Genomic DNA, 22,640 nt, shown 5'->3' on the forward strand with positions numbered 1-22,640 from the left:
ATCTAGGTTACTTTAATCTAGTATGAGGTGATGCTGTTGCAAAAGTAAATGATCATTGGCGATCATTCGGCTCTAGGTCTTGCCAGTAGATAGGTGTGCCAGCTTTTATAGAAAGTTTTGTTACCATACCCAATACTTTGGAGAAATAGCGTTCACGAAGACCAAGAGCAGGCCGCCGAACGGTGACATTTTTGGTTGTAAGCTCCGCCCCTTCTTTAATGTCTTCGGCGGTGTAGAGGCCTTCACGGCGTCCAAATTCCTTTTCTGATGGCAGCATTTCCTTGCAGGCTACTCCTAGCCCTTCAAATATTGATTTTGATCCNGAAATCAAGCTTTTCAATTCCTCTGGTTCTAGAGCATAAAAATGATCGGGCCCCTTGCTAGAACGATCATGGGTAAAGTGCTTTTCAATCACATTGGCGCCACGGGCTACTGCTGCGAACGCTAGGGGTAGGCCTAAGGAGTGGTCTGAAAATCCTATAGGGCAGTCAAAGACGCTTTTGAATAAGTCCATTACTCGCAGGTGAGCGTGTTCTGGCGGAAGGGGGTACATGGCACCACATTGCAGTAGTGCAACCTCGAAATTATCCCGAGCTATAAACCGGGATACCGCTTCATGCACATCAATGAGATCNCACATCCCCGTTGATAGAAAGACAGGCTTGCCAGTTGCAGCAATAGTGTCCACTAGCTCCATATTCGTTGTTTCAGACGAGGCAATCTTATGGGCGCAGACATTGACAGATTCTAGAACGCTGACGGATTGCTTGTCAAAAGCCGAAGCAAGAAAGGTTATGCCTTGATCAGATGCATGGGTAGCTAGTATTGGAACCCAGTCGGGGTTAAGTTCCACAGCCTTGAATGCATCATGAGCTTCTCCTCCTTGGGGGAACAAGACATCTGCCCGGAACAACTGAAATTTTACGGCATTTGCCCCGGCTATTCTTGCTATATCTATCAATCTTCGGGCGGTATCCAAATTTTGGTCAAAATTAGAACCAGCCTCAGCAATAAAGTAGGGTGAAGCAGTGGAACCGATAGGGTAATCCCCAACTGCAAACTGTGTTTTCAATTGTTTGGGTTCAACCATTGATAAGACCCATAAGGCGCTTAATTCCATGTCCGTCAACAGCGGCTATGCCTGCCATGGCAAGCTTACATCGACGTTCCTTGCTCAGTATCAATTCTTCCACCACCTTAGCCACACTGTCAATGTTTGCCATGTCTAACCGCCCCGCATCGTAGCACGTCCCCATTCTCGTAAAAGGTAAATTGGCTTCCGCATGATTTGCGTCGATTGAAATTAAAACCGAGGGAGTTCCGCAAAAGGCGAGCTCGTATTTTGTTAACCCGCTCGCCGATAGAGCTAGATCTGCTGCCCATATCTCGTGTGCAAGTGTTCCAGGGGCACGAACTAGTGTTGTTGGGTATCCGACTTTATGAGCTGCTGAGGAAATCGATTGTGTTAGATCCCGACTGAAACTTGGCCCTATTACTATCCGGACCCGGGGATGTGTTGTCACCTTTGCCAACACCTTCATGAAAAATAGAGTAAGGTTGTGTGGATCACTGCCTCCAGCTGTAACTAGAATATTTTGAGCAATCGAAGGTTGCACAGTTGCTGTGGTTGACTTTTTCAGAAAGGTATCATCAAGGATCATATAATGCGGTCCACGGGCATCCATTTTAGCTCCCGGGAAAACCTTTTGTTTTTCAGCCCCCGCATATGGGATCATCAATGCATCCACCCTCATGGGTGACAATGCACTGAGGCAATCTCCTCCCTTCCCATCAATTAGCACACTCCTAATATTACTTTGGGATAAAACATCGACAATATTTGCGACTTCTTGATGGTGGGCGCGAGTGACTTGGTGGGAGAAGTCAAAAANAACCACCTTTGTTCCATCCATTATTTGCTGTGGCTTGAATCTCTTTTTAGGATCCACACAGCGAAAGGGAATGCCTTCTTCTTTGATCCGGGAACACACTTGTTGGTTGCTATATCCTAAGGCAATTTCAGGGGTGCCTCCCTGTCCACGAATTGCTTTCGCAATAGTTAGGCAACGTGCCACATGGCCAAGACCCAGCGATGCGCCCCCATCTGTGCGCAATACGTGAGTAGCTTTCATGACTGTTTATCAAGTTCTTCAGGCGTCCTCTCGGCATCAATAAATTCGATGTGGTATATGTCCACCCGCCGTAGAAGTATCCCTAAAGATCTGCTTGTTTTGTTACCGGCTAACATGAATTAGAATTTATTGACCGAGTTTCCAGGGGCATGTAGTGCGGAGATTTGGGAAGGTTTTGTAAAAATCCTGAGGGAATAGTCCGTACTCTAGAATATCATGGTACTCTTTACCAATCTGCGTATGCTTCCGCTTGGTTGCTTCAAGTGTTGCTCCCACGGATATGGTTTTTCCAGATGCCGCCTTGTTACCAGCCGCATTTCCCATGGTAAACTTTCTGATTTTAATAACCTGGAATCCAAAATGAATTATATGCTTCCAAACATCTTTGGCGTACCCCTGGCCCCAATATTCCTTTTCCCCAATTAATGTGGAGAGGTCTGCCAGTCCATTCACGCGGTCATAGTATTTGAGCTGTATGTTGCCAATATGTAAATTTTTAACCTTATCAAAGATTCCCAAAAGGAGGACGTCTTCGGATTGGTTGGCATCGTCCACATAGCGCCATACATCTTCTTGGTTAGACAGCTTTCCTAAGCGCTGGCTATAGGCATTTACCAAAGGGTCATTGAGCCATGCTAAATAGTTGGCGGACACATGGTTACATTTGAGAGGCTTCAATCGGCTTTTGTCGCACTCAACAACCAAATTCCAACCCCCGCACGATTCTAATAGCTTGTTGTGCTGGTTTTGGGTCATGGTTTTGGAAGGCCAGAGATCTGGCACAGAGTATTCACGACCCGTTCAACATTTTTCTTCCCCATTCCTACAAAAAGTGGCAGGGATAAGCAGCGTCTGTAATAAGCTTCTGTCCCTGGTAAATTTATGGGCCCGTAACGATCCTTGTAATACGGTTGCCATGGAACTGGGATATAGTGCACTTGGCTCCTTATGCCATTCGTCGAGAGAGCATCGATTAAGGATTTTCTCTCAATACCAAGCTGTGCAAAGTCTATCCTCACTGGGTAGAGATGCCATGCGGGTATACAGTAATCAATTGCTCTAAGCGGCTGTACCAGAGGTGAAAGGTGTTTGATAAGTCCGTTGTAATATACGACTAATCGTCGTCTTTCCCTGATGAAATGACCAAGTTTTTTAAGCTGACTGCGTCCAAGTGCACAGTGAAGACCGCTGGCTCTATAATTAAGGCCCGGTTCAGAAAGCTCATAATACCATGGATTAGGAGAGCCATCAGGACCAAAGGCTAACTCTTTTTGCATAAAACGTTGAGGATTGCGAGTTAGTCCATGATTTCTCAATTCCCGCAGGCGTTCAGCTAAAACATCTTCATTGGTCGTGACTGCCCCGCCCTCACCCATAGCTATNGTTTTGACCGGGTGGAATGAGAACGCTGCCATGGAGCTGTGTTGGCACCCGCCAATCATGAGAACATTCTCATCAACCTTATAGGAGGTGCCTAGGGCATGGCACGCATCCTCAATAACTGTTATTCCTTCTTTCTCAGCCATGCTACGTAGCGAAGGCGGTTTTTCGCATTGGCCCGCATAATGGACAGGCATAATACCTGATATTTCTCTGTCGCTACGTTGGCGGAGCGCTTCTACTGCGTGCTCAGCCGNCATTAATCCTGTGGTTGGATCTATATCTGCAAAAGATATCTCGGCTCCGACGTGGCGGACTGCATTTGCAGTTGCCACAAAGGTGTTAGCCGGCACTATGACGCTTGTTCCAGGGCCTATTCTGGCCGCAAAAAGTGCTAAATGGAGTGCCGCTGTTCCACTACTACAGCTAATGGCATGTTTTGCCCCAACAACCTTGGCCAGGTCCCTTTCAAAGTTTACTATTTCGGGGCCTTGGGTTAGCCAATCGCTTTTCAGCGTTGNAACCACGGCAGCAATGTCTTCATCATCGATGGTTTGGCGCCCGTAGGGAAGTTCCACAATGCTGACCTATTTTTTTGAGGTTATTCCCATGCTACCGCACACTGGGTGATGGGTGTTTGCCCCACCAGTCGGGCAATGCGCACCCTCCCCAGCCGAAGCACGCGTTCATCTGGTGAACATACACTTGTATCAAGAGTTAAGTCAATGATAGAACTTTGAAGAATGGTGAAATTCAGATGCTTTTTTCCTTAATAAAAACAATAGCTAAAGTGTNTTGAAAAGCTAAGGTTACCTCTAGGCCTTCCTANGTGGGTGGAGGGCGCCATGATTTTNTTTGCTCTCTCAGAGCATTTTTCTCAAGGTCCATTAACCAGGTGATGAAATTTGGCTGTGTAGTTTTCTTTGGCAAAACTGCGGATAATCGTTAGCTGTTTTATGCTGTCGAGGGCTGTTTCTATACGTTCTGTGGGTTCTGTGCCGATAGAGATCCGAACAAACCTATCGGTGCTGGATCCATAGGCTGATCCAGGAACAACTGAAACACCTTCGTCAACCAAGAGCATTCTGGCAAAGTCAACATCAGTTCCAGGAAAGCCTTCTATGGAGAGAAAAAAGTAAAATGTTGTTGAGCCAGTAAGGCAAGAAAGCTGGCGTTTTGCTATGGCGTTGGCGATTTTGGTCCGCTTGTCCTGGAGGGTTGTTAGTTGCGGTTCAGTGTTAGCTACCATGGNTTCAAAATTTTTTGCACAATAATTAGAAAGGAGTGTGGGTGCGCAAGTTATAAGATGCTGATTTAGCTTCAAAATTGCATTCACAAACTGTTCTTCAGCAATCAGGTAGCCTATGCGCCATCCAGACACACCTAGATTTTTAGAGAGAGAATTAACAACTAGCGCGTGGCTTTTGTTTGGGGCTACTGAGCTAAGCGAAGCAAACTCTCCAGGTGGAGCAAAATCGCTGTAGGACTCGTCAAGCAGAAGGTAGGTGTTTTGCTGGAGGCATTCGTTGTAGAAATCGGAGATTTCCTGGCGGCTATAAAGGCGGCCAGCTGGATTATTGGGATTATTTAGAATTAACATATTCGTTCGTGGTGATATTTCTGAAAGAATATCTTTGGTACTTGCTTTGTATTGCAGCTGGCGGGGCGAGGCGCCCGCTAGGCGGGCCTGTTCCAGATAACTGAGCCAACCCGGCTCATGGATTAAAATCTCTCCGCCCGGATTGGTTGCCGCTAGCATGCACATATACAGTATAGCCTTTGAACCTGCACTAATGAGAATTTCCCTATCAGGGTCCACCTGGGCTCCGAACTTTTTTTCGTAATGTGTTGCAATTTTCTCTCTCAACTCCGGCACTCCTCTGGAGTCAGAATAGTGCATTCCCGCCGCAAAGTCTGACTCCGAAATACTGATCATTGGCTGTTCAAAAAAAGCCTCGCCCAGAGATAAAGTGATAATATCTTTGCCGTCGCGTTTTAGGCGATAAACTGCATCATTAATTTGCACGGATGCGGCGGGCGGTAGATCGGCAACTAGGTGCCGTAGTTCCGGGCTCTGTGTTTGTTGTTCAGTTTTCATATCCATCGGATCAGGTTTAATTGAGCAACAACACTACAACAATCCTATAGGTCATGCCTACCAAGAAAGGTGGGAGTGTTATCATAATCTAAATGACACGATACGTCGTTACCTAGTAGTGTGCCTGTATGTTTAGGAAATTTTCGTCATTAATCCCTTTGATCACGATAATGGCTTTTTGGACGTGGCCGTTCCTTAGCTTTTTAAGCCATAATCAAGACGACTTGTATTTGTACGGTTGGTCAGTAGCGCTTTATTGTGTTCTGGCTATAACGCTAAGCCTTATATTTGCAGTGGTCCTTGTAGTATTTTTTGGTTGGACCTATTGGGCACAAATAGCAAACACTTTGGGCGTGGCTGGAGNGCTGCTATTTCTTTATCTTCCCTTATCACATCTCGTCTCTGGGCTCGGTATTTCATTAGGAACAATTCGCATATCTATATGGCTGGCGCTAAGCGCACTCATTCTTTTTTTCATTTGGAGATTTGCAAGGTTAGCAGTGGGAGGTGCAGCACTCTTTACGGTTTCTGTCGCGTTGTTGGTAGTTCCGACCACCAGCCTAACAAAATTTGCCCTGTACAATGGNTCCGAGGTTGGCAACAAGGTTGAGTCTTTTTCAACAAAGAAAGAAGCCGCTAAACTTCCCAATGTTTATTGGTTTGTATTTGATGGTTATGCACGATCCGATGTCTTGAGTGAGTACTTTGGCATGGATAATTCTCCTTTTATTGTGAGCCTTGAAGAGAAAAACTTCCAGGTTTCAAAGCAAAGCTACGCCAACTATGTAAGTACCAAGTTGTCCATTAGTACAACAGTCAATATGAATTATTATATTCCCACTGGCGCCCAGCTTCATCCCTCATTGTGGACGTCCCGCATCCAAGGGTTTAACCCCGTCGTGCAGCGGTTTAGAAAATTGGGTTACAGATATATTCACGCTGAGCCCGGTGGAGAAAATCTGAAGACCCGTTGTGGTGGGGTGGAGGATGAGTGCATAAAGGCAAAGACGACAGGAAGGTATGGGGTGAATGAGGCGGAGGTTGGATTGCTGCGCCTTACTCCCCTATTTCCGATTATAAGGAGATTGCTTCCGGATCTTATCAGTTTCGATTTTCTTAGGCTGGAAGACATCGGAGAACACATAGATTTTAATTTTGCCCAGCCGCAATATTTATTTGCACATGTGCTCTCACCTCATCCCCCCCAAAGNTATACGGATGCCTGCGCGCACATTGAAAGGGTAGAGTTAGCTCTCCTGGGGGGCGACTACGCAGATGCAGTTGCGAGCTATGTCAATGACCTTCGTTGTCTAAACCCCCATATTATTGATATGATTGATTTGATATTGGAAAAAGATAACAGTGACCCAATCATTGTCTTGCAGTCAGACCATGGGTTTCGAGGGCCAAGTTTACAAGCGATGGTGGATTTGCCTGCCGTCCCTTCTGAATACATTGGATTCGCCAATTTTTCTGCAATGCTATTGCCTAGTTACTGTGATGTGAAGGTAGGAGATAAATTTAGTCCTGTTAATACTTTTCGCTTGGTATTTGCCTGTATTGATGGTGTCGTCCCAGAGACACTGCCCAATAGGTTTTTTAAGAAAATCCATGGTAAGCTAGAGGAGGTATATCTTGAAGACACCACACGGAGGTAGGAAAATATTTTCTGGCTCGCTTAGAAAAATAATCGCGTGTAGGACATTCACAGTGGATGGGTGGTGTCCGTTTGCAGCTGCTGTTTTATTTTTAGCTTCTACTGGCCCGGCTCAGGCCTATATAGACTTTGGCATTGGAAGTATGTTGATACAGCTGCTTTTGGGTGGCATTGCTGGGGGTTTGGTTATCGTTAAATTCTATTGGGGACGAATAAAGGAAAGCTTTAAGAAATTGTTTGGTTCTAGTCCTACTGAGAAGGAAATGGGTGGACGGGGTAAGAAAAACCAAGATTAAGCGAGATCAAGAGATTTGGTATGCAAGCTTGGTGCGGAAGGTGCTTTAGACGTATTGGCTTCTTTTGAACACCTAACAAAGAAGTGTTTGGCTAATGGTGAAGAAAAATAATAGTGTGTACATTGGAATGACGGCGGATATCCTGCATCATGGGCTAATTAAGATTATAGCAGCAGGGCGTGAACTTGGGCCTGTAACTATTGGCTTGCTCACCGATAAAGCAGTATCTACTTATAAGCCACTTCCTTATTTGGATTTTGAGCAGCGAAAAAGCATCTTAGAAAACATAGTGGGAGTTGACAGGGTCGTTGAACAAAACGACTGGGATTTCGTTCCAAATTTGCGGAAATATAAACCTGGAATAGTGATGCATGGGGATGACTGGGTGACAGGCTCCCAGAAGACTTTTCGCAACCGGGTTGTGGACGTAATAAAAGAGTGGGATGGGCGTCTTATTGAGGTGCCATACACAAGAGGAGTGAATACTGCGCGCTACGATAAGCAAATGAGTGGTTTGGGCAATACTTCGGAGATAAGAAGAACAGCTCTAAAAAGGTATCTAGATACGGCGCAAATAGTGCGCGCTATTGAAGTTCATAGTCCCCTTTGTGGGAGATTAGCGGAGACTGTTGAAGTCGAGAAAGAAGAGGGTGTGGCGCGCTTTGAAGCTATGTGGGTATCTAGCCTCACAGACTCCACAATAAGAGGGAAACCAGATACTGAGCTTGTTGATACCAGCAGTAGAATAAATGCTGTGGATGCTTTGTTTGAAGTAACTACTAAACCGCTAATATTCGATGGTGATACAGGGGGGTTACCTGAGCATTTTGTTTTTAATGTGAGAACCCTGGAGCGGCTTGGGGCATCTGCGATTATAATAGAGGATAAAACTGGCCCTAAGCGGAACTCTTTGCTGCAGGGAGATGGACATCATATTCTTGAAGACAGGGATCTGTTTGCAGAGAAAATTCAGATGGGCAAAGCGGCTTGTGTTACCAATGATTTCATGATTATAGGTAGGCTTGAGAGCTTGATTGTTGGGGCTGGCATGGAGGATGCATTGGATCGTGCGGCGGCCTATACTGCTGCGGGAGCCGATGGAATTATGATCCATAGCCGTAGCGAGGATCCATCCGAGGTTTTAAATTTTTGTGATCGCTTCCGTGACATGGACTCAGAGACGACTTTAGTTGTTGTTCCTACTAAATACAGTGTAGTAACGGAGCCTGAATTGAAGGCCCATGGTGTCAATATAGTAATTTACGCTAATCATATGCTACGGGCGTCGGTTCCTGCGATGCGGGAGGTATGTAGCAGTATATTGCGTAATAGCCGAGCCAAAGAAGCTGATGAACTATGCCTTCCTGTTAACGAATTGCTTGACCTCATTCCTAATCGTGTCTTGTAATGCGCGCGGTTGATTTTCTAGAGAAACTCACGTCCAATGAAATAAAATTTTTCACCGGAGTTCCCGATTCATTGTTGTCCCAGCTATCACAGTGTCTTGAGGAAAATCCGGGCTACTACCAACATTACCCCTCAGCAAATGAAGGTTTGGCAGTTGGTTTAGCGGCAGGCTACCATTTAGCCACTGGTGAAATGCCGTGTGTTTATATGCAGAATTCCGGTTTAGGAAATGCAGTAAACCCGTTAACGTCGTTAGCAGATCAAGAGGTTTATAGCATTCCAATTCTTTTAGTCATCGGGTGGAGGGGGGAAATCACAGAGAATGGTCAGTTAAAAGATGAACCGCAGCATCGGAAGCAGGGAAAAATCACCCCCGACCTTTTGGACATTCTTTCAATACCATACGTGGTGGTCGGACCTGAGGAAGATGGAGATGCTATTGCCCGGCTAATAGCGAAAGGTAAAGCCGGTCGCCGGCCTGTTGCTTTGTTGGTTCGGAAAGGGGCTATTTCGGGGGCGACACCAAAACTTCAGGAGAATGAGAGCAGTTTGACGCGAGAACATGCTATAGAATTAATAGTTGAACACTTGCGAAGGGACGTTCCCATTGTGGCAACCACAGGAAAGGCCTCCAGAGAATTATACGAGATCAGGCAGGCGAAAAAACAGGCGCCTGGAAGGGATTTTTTAACTGTCGGGTCGATGGGCCATGCTTCTCAAATTGCAGCAGGGATAGCTTTGGTTAAGGCTGATCATCCTGTTGTATGTATAGATGGGGATGGTTCATGTTTTATGCACTTGGGAGGGTTGGCCACCACCGCCGCCTTCAAGAATTTGCGTCATATAGTTTTGAACAATGGGGTGCATGATTCTGTCGGAGGTCAACCAACTTGCGGGTCGCATTTGTCTTTGGCGGGGATAGCCAATGCTTGCGGTTATAAGTCTGTTTTTGTTGTTTCGAGTGCCGANGAACTCCCTCAAACTCTTGGTGAGATGATGAAAGGTCAAGGGTCTGCTTTTCTCGAAATAGTTGTACAGCCCGGTGCGCGACCAGCTCTAGGTCGGCCCAAAGAGAGCCCAGTAGAGGCAAAAAAGGGCTTTATGGAAGCGCTATCGGTAATGCGATGAAGTATTTTTCAATTAACTAAGGACCTAAAAGCTTCTTGGGCAATACGTTGTGCCATCTTTCCTGAAACATTGCGAATGTTATTTTTTGTGCGTTGAGGGTTTATCAGATTATTTTCAAGTTTTGCAATCTTCTCAATGTTTGTTTTTTGTGAGAGGAGACGACCAACACCGAGGTTCCTAAGCCACGTTGTTAATAAGTCAGGCAGTTCAGACGACGTGCATCCGAAAGCATTGGCCGCTATAGCTAGGCGTTGGGGACCTTCGGGAAGGTTGTATTTGGCTATTTCGGCCAACGTGAAGCTGCATGCAAGCCCGTGAGCTATGCCAAAAGTTGCAGTAAAGGGATAACTGATAGAGTGTGCCAGGGCAGTTTGTGTAGTGCCCATTGCCAAACCAGCGGTAAGGGAGGCTAGTTGCATGTTTTGTCTAATGTCCATGTCCTGAGGAAGGGTCAAGGCTTTGGGCAAACATTCATAAATACTATGTATCGCGCGTTCGGCCAGTAGATCAGCTAGAGGATTGTGCTGTTTATTCCAGAGGGCCTCCATGGCGTGCGACAGGGCATCGAGCCCTGTACTTAGTGTAAGTTCCAGTGGCATGGAAAGAGTAAGGGAAGGTTGTAAAACAGCGTGTTCTGGATATAGCCGGGGATGGGATACCGAATATTTTTCACCATTTTCGCCCCATAGAGTTCCCCAAGGTGTTACCTCAGAGCCAGTGCCGGCGGTGGTTGGGATTGCTATGATAGGAAGTGTCTCCAGATCATCCGGTAAGTTTGTGGACTGAATTAAGTGTTGTGTTAAAACAGATGCATCTCCATTAAGGCCACTAAGGGCAACGGCACCCTTGACAGTATCGAGTACGCTGCCACCTCCCAGTGCTATAACAAGCTCTATGTCCAGAAACTGGGCTGCTATTTGACTTAAACTCGAGACTTTTGGATTAGGCTCTACGAAGCCAATTACGCCTTTACATTGGGAGTGCTGACTATGAATTTCTTTGACGCGAGCATTTTTTGCCCAAAATGGGCTAGTAACAATGACAAAAGAGCGGCCTTTTATTATTTGGGGTAGCAGTTCTTCTAGTTGATTAGTGAAGTGTATTTCCGTGGAACAAATGAAGGGCCGCCTTAAAACCACTGTTTATTTTCCATTATGGCACGTTCCTTGCCATTTTCGGCAAATCCTGAAAATTCATTCAGTGCNTCGTCAGTGAGGCCTCCAGCAACTCTTACCATTAGAAGCTTGGCTCCATAAGGGCCCTGCAACCAATGTTCTATTGATGGGCTTATATAGGCAGATCCGCCAGGTTCTATTTCTTTTTGTTTCTCCTGNCCCACCATTAGCTGTATCGGGTGGCTGCCGTAATTAAATAAATATTCGTGGAGATGATGCTTAAAGCCAGGAGTAGACTNATGTTTGTCATCTCCCGTCATATGCACGTCAAAGCTTCGTTGATTAGGCTGGTGTCTTGAGCGAGCAAGTTCAGAAAGAGTACAAAAGGGCGCAACAGAGTCTGGAAACTCCCTATTAAATCCTTTAGCTTTNGTTGTAACTACCACTTCTTCNTCTGGGTTTATTGGTGTAACCAATAAATCACTATTTTTTACATTTAAGGCATTAGAAAGCACCGATATTTCTTCAGAATTTGGTAGCTGGGACAAAGTTGCTAGTGTTTTAGCTTTACTTTTTCCCATTCCGAGTAGCTCAAGACGCCGTGTCAGGTCTGTTCGAGAAAGGCTTTCGATTTGGCAGTATCGGTGTACGCGAGCATTTAAGGTGTCGAGGGGATCTCGCAGGCTTCCGGTGATTGTAGCGAGGTCAGCCAAGTCTAGACGAGACATATCATCGGCTGCGCGATTTACATTTCCTCTGTATGTTACTGCAATAATGAGCCCTTGCCTTTTAGGATCTAGGCTCCGAGTGGCGAAGCTATGAGGAACGAAGGGAGTAATAAGGGCGGAGTCCCCAGTATTCATTTCTTGGCTGTGTGTTTTCCCGTTCACTTTCCAGTAGAAATTCACCTCACCAACAAAAAAGGTGAGTTGGTGGAGTATATGTCCATTATTAAAAGCTATGTCTGGGTTTGAAGGGTTGCAATCGTTGACTTTTCGTAGTTCCTTGATCCACTCGGGCCTGTAGGGAGCAAATTTAGACATAGCTGTATCCCTATATTCATAATATGGGGACATAGTTCCACTTCTATTGCTTCGATCAAAGATACGTGCAGTGGCTTTACTTTCGGCCGCCGTCATAATTGCTATTCCATCCTCGGTGTCATCCGTTTCTACCCATAAATCGCGGAGCGATATCGGGTAATATGCCGCCATTTGAAACAAAAGATCTCGTCCTAACTCAGGAGTTCCTTCTCCTGAGAGAACCTTTTCCACATCTCCCAAATTCCATCCAAGGTCNGCAGCCAGAGAGGCAGGGGTCCGCTTAAGATCGTTAGCTTCCCCTAAGAGGCGCGATCCTAGCCTTTGAGCATAATCTTTCTTATTAGGAATATTCCCTACTCCTGGAAGGCTTGNAGCGCCTTATTATAGTCCTCAACAGTGTCAATTTCTTTCCAACCTTTTTTAATCAGAGTGCAGTGGATTTTCACGCCATTATCCACCATTTCCTGAATCATATCTGTAATATACGCCTTCTGAAACACGGCGGCTTTCTGAAATGGCTTGTTCCAAAACATTTCTTTCGCCTTATGAAAGTAATGCTTGAAATTGTTTGCCCCTTTGGCACTCACTTTCAGCATCCCAATAAACTCGCCGTCCAACTTAGATTCGTCTTTAATTCCCTTCCCAATTTTTCTTACCACTCCGTCGGAGTCAAAAATTACTTTTTCTGCTTCCTCCAAAGGGTGTTCAGTGCGACCCTCATAATAACCCCTCCAGTCGGTATCGACAACGATGCTAAAATCGTGCGGTGATGTTAGTAAACTCGCGACTATTTCTTTGTCGAATAATATGTCCGAATAGCCGCATATGGTTGGTCCAACTATTTTGGTCTCAGCATAGAACAATGAGTTCAAGATGTTATTTGCTTCGTAGTCTCGGTTATCAAAGTACGTGATATTCGGGTAGCTAACTTTTTCTTTCAAATAACCCCGGACAACACTAATGTCAGAAATACCGCATGATCGGTAGGCTTCCATTTGTCGTTCTAGAAGGGTCTTTCCTCCAAAATCAAGCATGCATTTAGGCATGGAATTAGTGTGGGGTCTCAATCTGCTTCCGAGGCCGGCAGCTATTATTACAGCGTTTGGGATGTCTAGGCCGTTCATGTGTGCTTGTNTTCTGTCAATTGTTGAAGTGGCATCGTAGGTTAATAGATGGAAGAGGCTTGCGGGTTTTGCGCTATTTCGCGCAAGATTTTGGCGCCCTCACCGCCACTGCTACCAACGTTAAATATACATCGTTTCCTAAGGGCGAGGGCAGCTAACTTAAATTGTTCTGTGTTTGCCAGCAACTCACGGATAAGTTGGGGGACTCGATTTAGTTGAGAGGGAGTTATTATTGTTCCTACATCCTTGCGGTAGGAGACCTCAAAGGGGGTCTGACAGANATCACTCCAACACTGGTTATTTATTTTTGGGGGAAGATCTATAAATAAAACAGGTTTTTGTAACCCGAGGGAGAATTCCATNGCCGCTCCTGACCAATCACCTATCATTACATCCGCTTTCAAAAATGAATCAAAATTGGATGTGTCTAGATCAAGGGAAAAATTTTTATTCCTCCCAAATTTCTGCCTCAGGCGCAGTATTTTTTTTGGCGACAAAGCTTGTGTGCGGGGATGTGGTCGTACCATTACCTTATAATTAGCAGATAGAAGAATGGAAATTAAGTCCAGCCCGACTGTTTCCAAAAGACCCTTCGGTCCCCAGGAAGGGGCCACTAAAACGTTTGGGCAGTTCGCATCATGGGTATGATGCTCTCTTGNGGATAACATCAATGTATCTAGAGGGCCATAGCCATGATCCCTGAGATTCTTTTCTGGCAGGGCCCGTAACTTTTCCCACGCCCTAATTTCTTCCTTTTGATGTGGTCCGACGCAAAGCATGGTATCAAAGTGATCAAACGCACCTTCACGATATACCATGTGGGTGCTAACCATAGAATGAAAAATATACACGTAGTGGAGTGGGTGAGCCGANCTCTTTATATGGTACTTATTGAGATCAGGCATGGTCATCACCATGGTGCCAGATTTGATATTGGAGAATAGATAAATCATAGCCGCCCCTTTGCCTATGAAATATGCCTTTACATCGTTCGGTGGACTTAGCAAGTAAGGGTCGTCAATATCAGATGATAGGTAATATACTGGGCCGTTATGAATTTCTGATAACTCATCTATGACGGGTCTCAGGAAGGCGAGGTAGGGGCGGCCCTCAGAGAAAAAAGTTACAGCCCTGCTTGATACGCAGTCCCTCAAGAAAGCTTTTGTACCTTTCCATGCGCTAAAAGATTGTTGCCATTGCTTAAACATATTGCCTCTGTANAGCGTTGNCCTCCGGGTCTACATAAGAATTAACTTTAAGTAACCAGAAGTAATGCTCTTTCACAATCCCTCCTCCATCCGTGAACTAAGCCCCACCAATGTTATGGATAGCGTTGATCACAGGTAACCATATTTGTCCGAAAAGATATNCCTGCAGAATTCGGTTTGCAGTTGGGTGTAATATATGCAACGTATGTGAGGGCGCCTTCGCAGCTTTATATTATGTATTTTCTAGTAGTGTTTGCAACATTGCTGCGTCCAGCCAATCGGAATTGTTATCGCTTGCATACCTGAAATCTCGCGCACATAACTTAGCCCCTTTTTGCATATGGAAGGACTGCACTGTAGGGTCAAGCGGGGGGCAAATCACATAGCNGTCGGGTTGCTCGAGCGTGATGCTAGTATCCTCTTCAGAAATAAGAACTTCATGCAACTTCTCGCCTGGTCGGACCCCAATCACCTCTTTTGGTATGGACGGGGCTAGTGCAGCCATCATGTCCACTACTTTCATGCTGGGTACTTTAGGAACGAAAATTTCTCCGCCCTTCATGGCTGCAGCGCTCGAAAGAACAAACTCAATACCTTGATTTAGAGTTATCCAAAACCGTGTCATTCGCTCATCCGTCAGGGGGATGGTATCTGCGCCATCACGGACAAGGTTTCTAATTAGGGGCACAATACTTCCCCTAGAACCGAGCACATTTCCATAACGGACAACGCTAAATTTGGTTAAACGATCACCAGCTAGAAGGTTAGCAGAAACAAAAATCTTATCAGAAGCAAATTTGCTGGCGCCATAGATATTAATAGGGTTTACGGCTTTGTCTGTAGATAGGGCCACAACGTTTTTAACTCCACAATCTAGGGCTGCGCTGACAATATTTTCGGCTCCATTAACGTTAGTATGAATACATTCCAGCGGATTGTACTCTGCTGTTGGCACATGTTTTAGGGCAGCTGCATGGAAGACGTCATCAACACCTTGCATCGCCATTCGCAGCCGATCTAAATCCCGTACGTCCCCTATAAAGTAACGAAGTTTATCCACGCCCGCAAAGGTGGGCGATTGTTGCATTTTATATTGTTTGTGTTCGTCCCGGGACAGGATGATTATCTTCCGTGGGTTATAATGTTTCAGCAGGATCTCAGCAAACTGCTGGCCAAACGAACCGGTTCCCCCGGTTATAAGAATGGATCTACCATCAAGATTCATGAAATTATGCGCTAATTTTGCCATTGGTGCCGTTAAATGTTGGTCTTGAGATTATTAAAAAAAGCATTGTCTCGTTGCTTCACTCCTGACTTGAGGAATATGTATAGCATATATAAGTGATTTCATATGTGTTGGATTACGGCTAGCATACGAAAGGCCATATATTTGCCTACCGCAGGCAAGAGGCGTTTCTCTAGTCGCAATAATGATGGAATTAGCTTGTTTGGTAGTAGGCTCCACCATCGAAAACCTCCACTGAGAGGATAAGCAAAAAGACTTAGTAAATCAGTGCGTTGAATCATAAGATTGGGGAAAGCTCTGTGAAATCGCTCATTTTCCCGCAGAAACAACAAGGTGGGTATGGCTTGGTTTGCATCGAAAGGGTCGCGGCAAGGATCCCGTTGACCGAAGGCAAATGGGTTGGCTTTCATATCAACAGGCTCCGGATGAAAGAATTCATAAAATAGTTTGCTGAAAGGCGTAATCGCTGGCTCGCATGCAATCAAGCGTCCGCCCGGCCTTAAGACCCGTTCTGCCTCTACCAAGAAGTGCGTGGGATACTGAATATGATGCAGTACGTCAAAGCATACCAAATTAGATATGGAGCTATTTTGAAATGGCAAACGGGTGGCGTCTGTCACTATATCTACCNAAGGGACTTCGACTATATCAGTGGCAATCACGGCAGGTGCGAAACGTTTAAGATTGCCTGATCCACTTCCAACCTCAAGAATGTTCCCTTTAATGCAGGTGGAAAGTATTAGTTGGTAGCACTCTTGATAAATGGTTCTAAGGGCGGGCTTAGCGTTCCAAACCCCCCTTTCTTCATTTAGTATCTTAATGGAAGGACTAGTATTCACTAAATTTCACTTACTTTGTTTACGATGTTCTTTGCCACTAGAAAACCAGTGTTGTCTTAACGTATGAGGCATTTCCTAAATCGACTGTTGCGGGTTAAATAATTACTAGACCTAAATTANGGGTTTGAGGCCTAGCGTACCGGTTGCTTCTACGCCCACTATAATTATGCNCCTTTTTGCGTGGATGGCGATGAGGGTATGTTGATAATTTTTTTGCGATTCTTCCTACCAAGTTTCAACACAGCGCAATGCAGTTGTACTTTATTGGGATTTGTGCCCATTCTCGAAACAACCCAATGGTTTCCTAGTCCGTTAAAAATGTAGGGCACGCCCTTTTTAATGTTGGGATTAAAAATGTACGACAAAAAGTCAAAGAGACGTGCTAATGCTATTCTACCCCGGAAATGGGGTATACGATCAGAGATATCAACAGTTGAGAGCCAGGGTTCGGTGATTGTCTTAAACTCTACCTGGGACAAGAGAGACTTGGCTCGTCCATAGTCAGCCAGTTCTAAGGCATAATTCAAATATCGCCATGCCACTGCAATGCTAATGAGTTTAAGTAGCTTTCTACGTAANATAGGTTTTGATGTTACGGCTTCAGATATAGAGTCGAAATTCCTTAAATAAAGGGCATCGCCACTTCTAATTTTGTCCTTTCGCCCACCAAGATATCTTACATCGGATCGATTGGTTTGCAGATCAAATAATATAAAACCATATCTGTTAAGAAGGGCATCAACCTCTGCAAACAAAGCTCCGTGCGCTCCATCCTTCCAAAAAGAAACTTCGATCCTTATGCCCAGAATGTGGTCCGATAACATCTTTGTGCCGCCACGTAGGATTTTGTCCTCGCTTCCCTCCGCATCAAGTTTTAAAAAATCTGGAGGGGGTATGTTCAATTTGGCAGTTAGTGAGTCTAAGCGCATGCCATTCACAGGCATTGGCCTTTGTTCAAGTCCGAGTTCTTCTATTGGCATTAGAGAAGATTGGGTGCGGGAACGATCAACTCCTGCATAAAGGGTAACAGGTGCATCTTGGTCGGTAATTGCAACAGGGAAAATTCTTATGTTTTTTGAATTGATCCGCTCTCGTAGTTCTTCATANCTTTCTAAGTTTGGTTCAAAGCCAACAACCTGAGCCCACTCTTTTGCCCCCGATTTGAATGGTGTATACACTCCACCCGCGGCGCCTACGTCGTAAATTACAATGGGATTTTTATCAAATTCCGAGTAGAAAGTTGGTCCGAGCCTTTCATCCAAGCTCACAGTCAGCTTATGTTTTAAGCCAGAGAAAATATTCATTTAGGACGGCTCGCCACTATTCTCTCTAGTAGGCTAACTTCTTTATGAATTCTTTCTTCCCAGCTAGGAATGAATTCATTTGCACGACATTGCATGGAGCGGGCCTGTGCTTTCCGTTCTTCGGGGTTGTGGTGTAGGTGGATTAAGACGTTAGACAAGGCATCTATTCGGTTAGCTTCTGGAAGCCTCCAAACCAGATTTGAAGATATCAAGCCGTCGGTGTCTTCATCTATATGTCGAAATCCTGGGGAGGATGGCATAATTATGCATAGCCCCGAGCGCATGGCCTCAAGGTTTGCGTTGGTGAGATTGCTCATCTCATTTAGAGAGACATAGATATCACATTCCCGATGAAGGGGTGCAATATCCTGGTGGATTAAAGAGCCTAGGAAATGAATATTGTGGCTAGATTCAGATTTTCGTGCCAGTTCGCGCATGCTTTGTTCAAAAGGTCCGGTTCCTACAACAAAGAAACTAAAATCATTGGGAAATTGTGAAAGAACCTTGCAAGCGGCCTTTGTAAAGTCAAGACATCCCTTATGTTCTACTAAACGAGATACAAAAAGCACTTTTGTTTTTTCACTGTTAGTGAGTGACCTTATACTTTCAGGTAAAGGCCTTCCGTCTAGCTTGTCTACTCCATTTAAGAGGAGAGAGCGGGGGGTATTCGGGGCTAAGGCTTTCTCCATCCACTGTTTGCCACCACTGCCATCTTGTGAGCATATTACTCTGGCAAATGGAGCACGATAAGAGAGGCGGGTGATCCTAGAGATCGGGTCTTTTCCTATCAAAACGTCATGCATAGCAGGGGGAACGCCCATAATCCTCCATACAACCGGAAGGCTGGATGTTAGCGAAGTCAAAGCTGCAGCATATATATTGACCCTGTCAAAGTACACCAGATCAGGATTTATGTTAGCGAGAATTTTTCGTATTTGTGCGTAGTGGTACAGCTCACGAAGATATCCACTTGCCTTCATACCTTTTAATTTTTGAAAAGGTAAATAAGGAACGACAGTAATCGAGCTGCTTAAACCTGATGCGGATACCATCGAAGTTTTGTTGGCATCCCACTCGGTATATACATCTTTGATTGTGAATACGATATGTAAGTCATGTGAGCTCGTATCCAGTTTTTCCAAAAGCCGGTACACGGTAGGAACCCCACGAGGTTCCCAGCGCCCCTTTCGAAGGCCATTAGCGATGCCGCTAAACAAACGGGAAATATAGGCAATCCTCACGAAATTATTTCTGAAGCGATGGTATTTTGAAGTTATCCAGCCAAGCACGGGACAAGAGTGAGACCGGATTCCGGAGGTCAGCAGCATGGCGTAAAAAGGTGCTGTAACCAAAAGGAGCATATTGGTCATGGTAGAGACCAAAATAGAGCATGCGTTTTAGATATGCATCCCTCACCGGTCTCCCGAAAGCGACCCGCAGCAATCGGGAGGGACCGAGGACTAGTTTCCTTAGGCCAGGCCAGTGACTTACAGTGGTCTTAATTTCTCTAAATATTCCACGATAGTTCCAATAATCAACAGTGTTGCGATATAACTTTTGTCGAAATTTGGCTTCAATTGGTACGTCTCGCCAAAAGTTGACGATATCAGATTCCCAAAAAGGCAAGAGCCAATTTAGACCAAGGAACTCGTAATTTCGTTGCCCGTTGATCACGTATTTTGCCTGTCTTTCTTCGTACTCGAATCTTTCGTATATCGCTATGGCTTCCTCACGGTCAACGTTTTTAGAAAACGTGATATTAAATCGTGTGGCAAGCTCAGCGCGTATTTCACATAAAGTTTCGGGAGTTTTCAGTGATTGCCATAAAGAAAAATGTTTTCCGATTATTGCTGAAAATAGAGTTTCTGGTGATACCGAGNGGGTCATCAAGGTTTCTGGAATGTGGCCCCCGGAGATGTAGTCTCCTGTTTGCCCGTTCATAATAAAAGTACCATTAGGAATTTTGTCATGTTCTTGCAGGATCTTCAGTGATAGGAAGTCTTGAAAATTGGGTACAGAGCACAAGCCATCGCTAAAAGCCCAATAGTCTTTTAGCTGAGGGGTTAAGAAAAACGCTTTCATCTGTTGAGGTGTGGTAAAGTGCGTCGACCAGGGTACGTTGAGACGATCAGCGACTTCCTGCGCAATTCGTGCCTCATCACTTCCTCTAGGACCATATGTGAAGGCAGATAGATTAGGGCAGCGATGCTCAACTAATTTTGCCAATAAAAGGCGTGAATCCAGACCCCCGCTTAGTGCGACCCAAATGGGCCTGCCTGCAGCCTCCTCTATACCTCTTTTGATGGTATTATCCATTACAGCTAGAAAATTATCACTTAAGGAGCGGTGATTGGTGTTTTGGATGCAATGTGGCTCGTAGATGCTATGTCTCCAAAGCTCTGGTGATTCTTTTTCGGATGTCCATAGGGCACATGTTCCGGCTTCAAGCTGGCTNAAGTGTGTGTATAGGGTTCCTGGCCCGGTGACAAATCCGGCCATAGCAGCGTCCCGGTGACCACGCCGCTCGGGTTCGTGGATCTGTTTTTCCAGACGCAGAGCGTTAGCGTCATTTGATACTGCAGCTCCGCTGAAAAAGACTGGGGTGGACCTGCAAAGATCCGTGCAGGCCAGGCAAAAATTTGAACCGCGTATTATCACCGCAAAATGAGCCTTAATTTCTTCCAAAGATTGTACCACCTGATCCTTGCGGGTGGGATTAGAANTTACCTGGTGAAGCAAAGGTTTGATGGTCTCTGGCAGTCCTCGCACAAAGACTTCTAGGTCTTGGTGCTTAAATGTCGTCCATCCGGGTCGCTTTAGGTATATTACTTGTGTTGGCATGTGCTTAACCATTTTTTCGGACTTAGGACCACGGTCCGCAGGCCACCCTTTTTGCATATGAAATCGATCGCGTCCCCTGACTGAATGTTGGAAACAATTACTCGCTCTACTCCATCTGTTTGGATCGCTTGGCCTCCCGAATAACCAGCTGCTTCTAGAAGCTCTGTGCCTCTTCTCCAAGAGGTGGCTGCAAGGGAAACTGCGTAGCCGCAACCGAAGAGTTTCTGGAGAGTCTCCTTCATGTCGTGATCGGGTGTATAACGACTTAAATGGGTTTCGAAAATAATNGTGGGCTGCATCTTTCCTTGCTTTATGGCACTCATCATGCCGTTTATAACCTCTACTTCATGGCCCTCAACGTCCATGCGTATGAGGTCTGGCGGGCCATGCTGTACCGCTAACTCTGGAATGGTGAAAGTCCGAACATTGATAACATCGCCACTCAAATGTTTCGATGCGCTTCCAGTTGGGTGGAAAGTGCCCAGATTAGATTGGGTTGATAGATAAAAACTAGAAGCGCCAGATTTGTCGGAAACAGCACCCTCCAGAACAGTGATCTTAGCTCTGTAGTTATTGGCTGATAAGTTTTTCTGTAATAATGTGATATTGCTTTTTGAGGGTTCGATCGCCAATATTTTTCCAGTATTATCGAGTAACCCCAGTTCGAGGAGAGGGTAGTAGCCTATGTTGGCGCCAACATCAAATATGTTCATGTCGGGGCGTACTATTTGTTCAAGCAAGTATTTGTGGTCTAACTCTCGTGTTCCAAATAAAAGAAGTGACCGGCTAATCCCCTGGTCCTTAAGGTCTAAGAGCATTTTATAATTGTTTACTTTTCGCCAGATATATTGTCGCTTGAGGAGGGCTTGTAGTAGCTTCCCGCGTAAATGGTGATAGATGGCCATGGCGAGCGCGGGTAAACCTCGCGTGTTTGCAACCTCGCGGATGTTTCTAAATACATTCATAATTGGTCTTTCGGTGTCAAAAGATACTCGTCAAGGGTGAAGGTGTTAACGGGGTTTTTTTCCATGTCGGAAACCATATACCCAATTTCTGATATTAGAGATTTTAGCTCCTCCGGTGATCTTCCTAGAGATATCAGGTGTTGGGGGTGAACACTTAGAAATATTGTGGGTTTCGATCTGGTTAACAGCGTTCTAGCCCCCTCCAAAACAGACAGCTCAAATCCTTCGACATCTATTTTGATAATGTTTGGTTGCACTCCATGTATGTTACAAAAATCATCGAGCGAGACTTGCTTATGGTGGTTTTTGGTGTACTGCGAGCGATTTTTTATTGGTGCGCACGTGTTCATACCGCTAACAGAGGAACTCTCGTAAAAAATTACATTCTCTTGGCTCTGACTTCCTACTAGCGAGTTGATAACAATTGTATTACTTATATTATTTAAGGTCATATGATGTTTTAATGTTCGGCGGTTGGCAGTAGAAGGCTCAAAAGCATAGACTTTACCTTCACCACCTACAGCGCTGCTCATTGGCATGGTTACCAGACCGATATGGGCTCCAATGTCAAAAACACACTCTGCTTTTNTGCAGGCTTCTATGCATTTGACGAATCCCCGGTTATGTCCACTTCCCCAGGAAGCAAAATCACTAAATGCAAACTTACCTTCCATAATGAAAGGTCCATAGGGGCCGATGAGGTGCGGTGCCGAAAAATTCAAAGGGCTATATGCGAGAACAAAACGGAAAATTTTTCCAAGAAGCACCCATAGGGGGCCAAACTTTTGGAGGGGGCCGTGACGGAGATAGCGCAAGGTGGAAAAAAAGGTCATTGGAGATGTCCTAGAGTGGGGCTA

Annotated in this window: 20 protein-coding genes; 4 read left to right on the forward strand and 16 right to left on the reverse strand. The window is 45.3% G+C overall.

What is annotated here, in order from left to right:
• Positions 1-52: 52 nt before the first annotated feature.
• The 5 genes from CMM32_00235 to CMM32_00255 form a co-directional block, all read right to left on the reverse strand.
• Positions 53-1,120 carry an N-acetylneuraminate synthase gene (locus CMM32_00235; GenBank protein ID MBT05335.1) on the reverse strand — a complete coding sequence of 356 codons (1,068 nt, stop codon included), beginning with the start codon at positions 1,118-1,120 and terminating at the stop codon, positions 53-55.
• Positions 1,083-2,132: a hypothetical protein gene (locus tag CMM32_00240; GenBank protein ID MBT05336.1), complete on the reverse strand. Its 1,050-nt coding sequence runs from the start codon at positions 2,130-2,132 to the stop codon at positions 1,083-1,085. The genes CMM32_00235 and CMM32_00240 overlap by 38 nt, the downstream gene beginning before the upstream one ends.
• Positions 2,133-2,258: 126 nt before the next feature.
• Positions 2,259-2,915, reverse strand: coding sequence for a hypothetical protein (locus CMM32_00245; protein ID MBT05337.1), 657 nt, complete (start codon positions 2,913-2,915; stop codon positions 2,259-2,261).
• Complete coding sequence (gene pseC / locus CMM32_00250) at positions 2,885-4,093, reverse strand: UDP-4-amino-4,6-dideoxy-N-acetyl-beta-L-altrosamine transaminase (GenBank protein MBT05338.1); 1,209 nt, start codon at positions 4,091-4,093, stop codon at positions 2,885-2,887. The genes CMM32_00245 and pseC overlap by 31 nt, the downstream gene beginning before the upstream one ends.
• Positions 4,094-4,389: 296 nt before the next feature.
• Entirely contained in the window at positions 4,390-5,616 is a 1,227-nt protein-coding gene (locus tag CMM32_00255) for a hypothetical protein (GenBank protein ID MBT05339.1), read from the reverse strand.
• A gap of 164 nt (positions 5,617-5,780) precedes the next feature.
• Here CMM32_00255 and CMM32_00260 point away from each other — a divergent pair, with 164 nt between their 5' ends.
• The 4 genes from CMM32_00260 (at position 5,781) to aepY (ending at position 10,098) form a co-directional block, all read left to right on the forward strand.
• Positions 5,781-7,268: a hypothetical protein gene (locus CMM32_00260; protein MBT05340.1), complete on the forward strand. Its 1,488-nt coding sequence runs from the start codon at positions 5,781-5,783 to the stop codon at positions 7,266-7,268.
• Between the two features lie 52 nt (positions 7,269-7,320).
• The gene (locus CMM32_00265) at positions 7,321-7,563 is read left to right on the forward strand and encodes a hypothetical protein (GenBank protein ID MBT05341.1); all 243 of its coding nucleotides are present in this window, start codon (positions 7,321-7,323) and stop codon (positions 7,561-7,563) included.
• 94 nt (positions 7,564-7,657) lie between these two features.
• On the forward strand, positions 7,658-8,971 hold the full coding sequence (gene aepX, locus CMM32_00270; protein MBT05342.1) for a phosphoenolpyruvate mutase: 1,314 nt from the start codon (positions 7,658-7,660) through the stop codon (positions 8,969-8,971).
• Positions 8,971-10,098 carry a phosphonopyruvate decarboxylase gene (gene aepY, locus CMM32_00275; GenBank protein MBT05343.1) on the forward strand — a complete coding sequence of 376 codons (1,128 nt, stop codon included), beginning with the start codon at positions 8,971-8,973 and terminating at the stop codon, positions 10,096-10,098. The genes aepX and aepY overlap by 1 nt, the downstream gene beginning before the upstream one ends.
• Positions 10,099-10,106: 8 nt before the next feature.
• Here the strand turns inward: aepY and CMM32_00280 are convergent, their stop codons facing one another.
• From CMM32_00280 to CMM32_00330, 11 genes are all read right to left on the reverse strand, one after another.
• Positions 10,107-11,237 carry an alcohol dehydrogenase gene (locus CMM32_00280; GenBank protein MBT05344.1) on the reverse strand — a complete coding sequence of 377 codons (1,131 nt, stop codon included), beginning with the start codon at positions 11,235-11,237 and terminating at the stop codon, positions 10,107-10,109.
• Entirely contained in the window at positions 11,228-12,487 is a 1,260-nt protein-coding gene (locus CMM32_00285; protein MBT05345.1) for a hypothetical protein, read from the reverse strand. The genes CMM32_00280 and CMM32_00285 overlap by 10 nt, the downstream gene beginning before the upstream one ends.
• A 122-nt stretch (positions 12,488-12,609) precedes the next feature.
• Positions 12,610-13,380, reverse strand: coding sequence for a nucleotidyl transferase (locus CMM32_00290; GenBank protein MBT05346.1), 771 nt, complete (start codon positions 13,378-13,380; stop codon positions 12,610-12,612).
• 41 nt (positions 13,381-13,421) lie between these two features.
• A complete protein-coding gene (locus tag CMM32_00295; GenBank protein ID MBT05347.1) occupies positions 13,422-14,588 on the reverse strand; it encodes a hypothetical protein in 1,167 nt (388 codons plus the stop codon).
• Positions 14,589-14,820: 232 nt separating this feature from the next.
• Positions 14,821-15,813, reverse strand: a complete 993-nt coding sequence (gene pseB, locus CMM32_00300) for a UDP-N-acetylglucosamine 4,6-dehydratase (inverting) (protein MBT05348.1) — start codon at positions 15,811-15,813, stop codon at positions 14,821-14,823.
• 122 nt (positions 15,814-15,935) lie between these two features.
• The gene (locus CMM32_00305; protein MBT05349.1) at positions 15,936-16,673 is read right to left on the reverse strand and encodes an SAM-dependent methyltransferase; all 738 of its coding nucleotides are present in this window, start codon (positions 16,671-16,673) and stop codon (positions 15,936-15,938) included.
• 164 nt (positions 16,674-16,837) lie between these two features.
• On the reverse strand, positions 16,838-17,977 hold the full coding sequence (locus CMM32_00310) for a hypothetical protein (GenBank protein MBT05350.1): 1,140 nt from the start codon (positions 17,975-17,977) through the stop codon (positions 16,838-16,840).
• Complete coding sequence (locus CMM32_00315) at positions 17,974-19,347, reverse strand: hypothetical protein (GenBank protein MBT05351.1); 1,374 nt, start codon at positions 19,345-19,347, stop codon at positions 17,974-17,976. The genes CMM32_00310 and CMM32_00315 overlap by 4 nt, the downstream gene beginning before the upstream one ends.
• Entirely contained in the window at positions 19,223-20,875 is a 1,653-nt protein-coding gene (locus CMM32_00320; GenBank protein MBT05352.1) for a hypothetical protein, read from the reverse strand. Before CMM32_00320 ends, CMM32_00315 begins: the two co-directional genes overlap by 125 nt.
• Positions 20,803-21,783 (reverse strand): hypothetical protein, encoded by a 981-nt coding sequence (locus tag CMM32_00325; GenBank protein ID MBT05353.1) that lies wholly within the window; start codon positions 21,781-21,783, stop codon positions 20,803-20,805. Before CMM32_00325 ends, CMM32_00320 begins: the two co-directional genes overlap by 73 nt.
• Positions 21,780-22,616, reverse strand: a complete 837-nt coding sequence (locus tag CMM32_00330; protein ID MBT05354.1) for a hypothetical protein — start codon at positions 22,614-22,616, stop codon at positions 21,780-21,782. The genes CMM32_00325 and CMM32_00330 overlap by 4 nt, the downstream gene beginning before the upstream one ends.
• Positions 22,617-22,640: the final 24 nt, after the last annotated feature.

The sequence above is a fragment of the Rhodospirillaceae bacterium genome, from assembly GCA_002728255.1.
GTDB lineage: Bacteria > Pseudomonadota > Alphaproteobacteria > UBA7887 > UBA7887.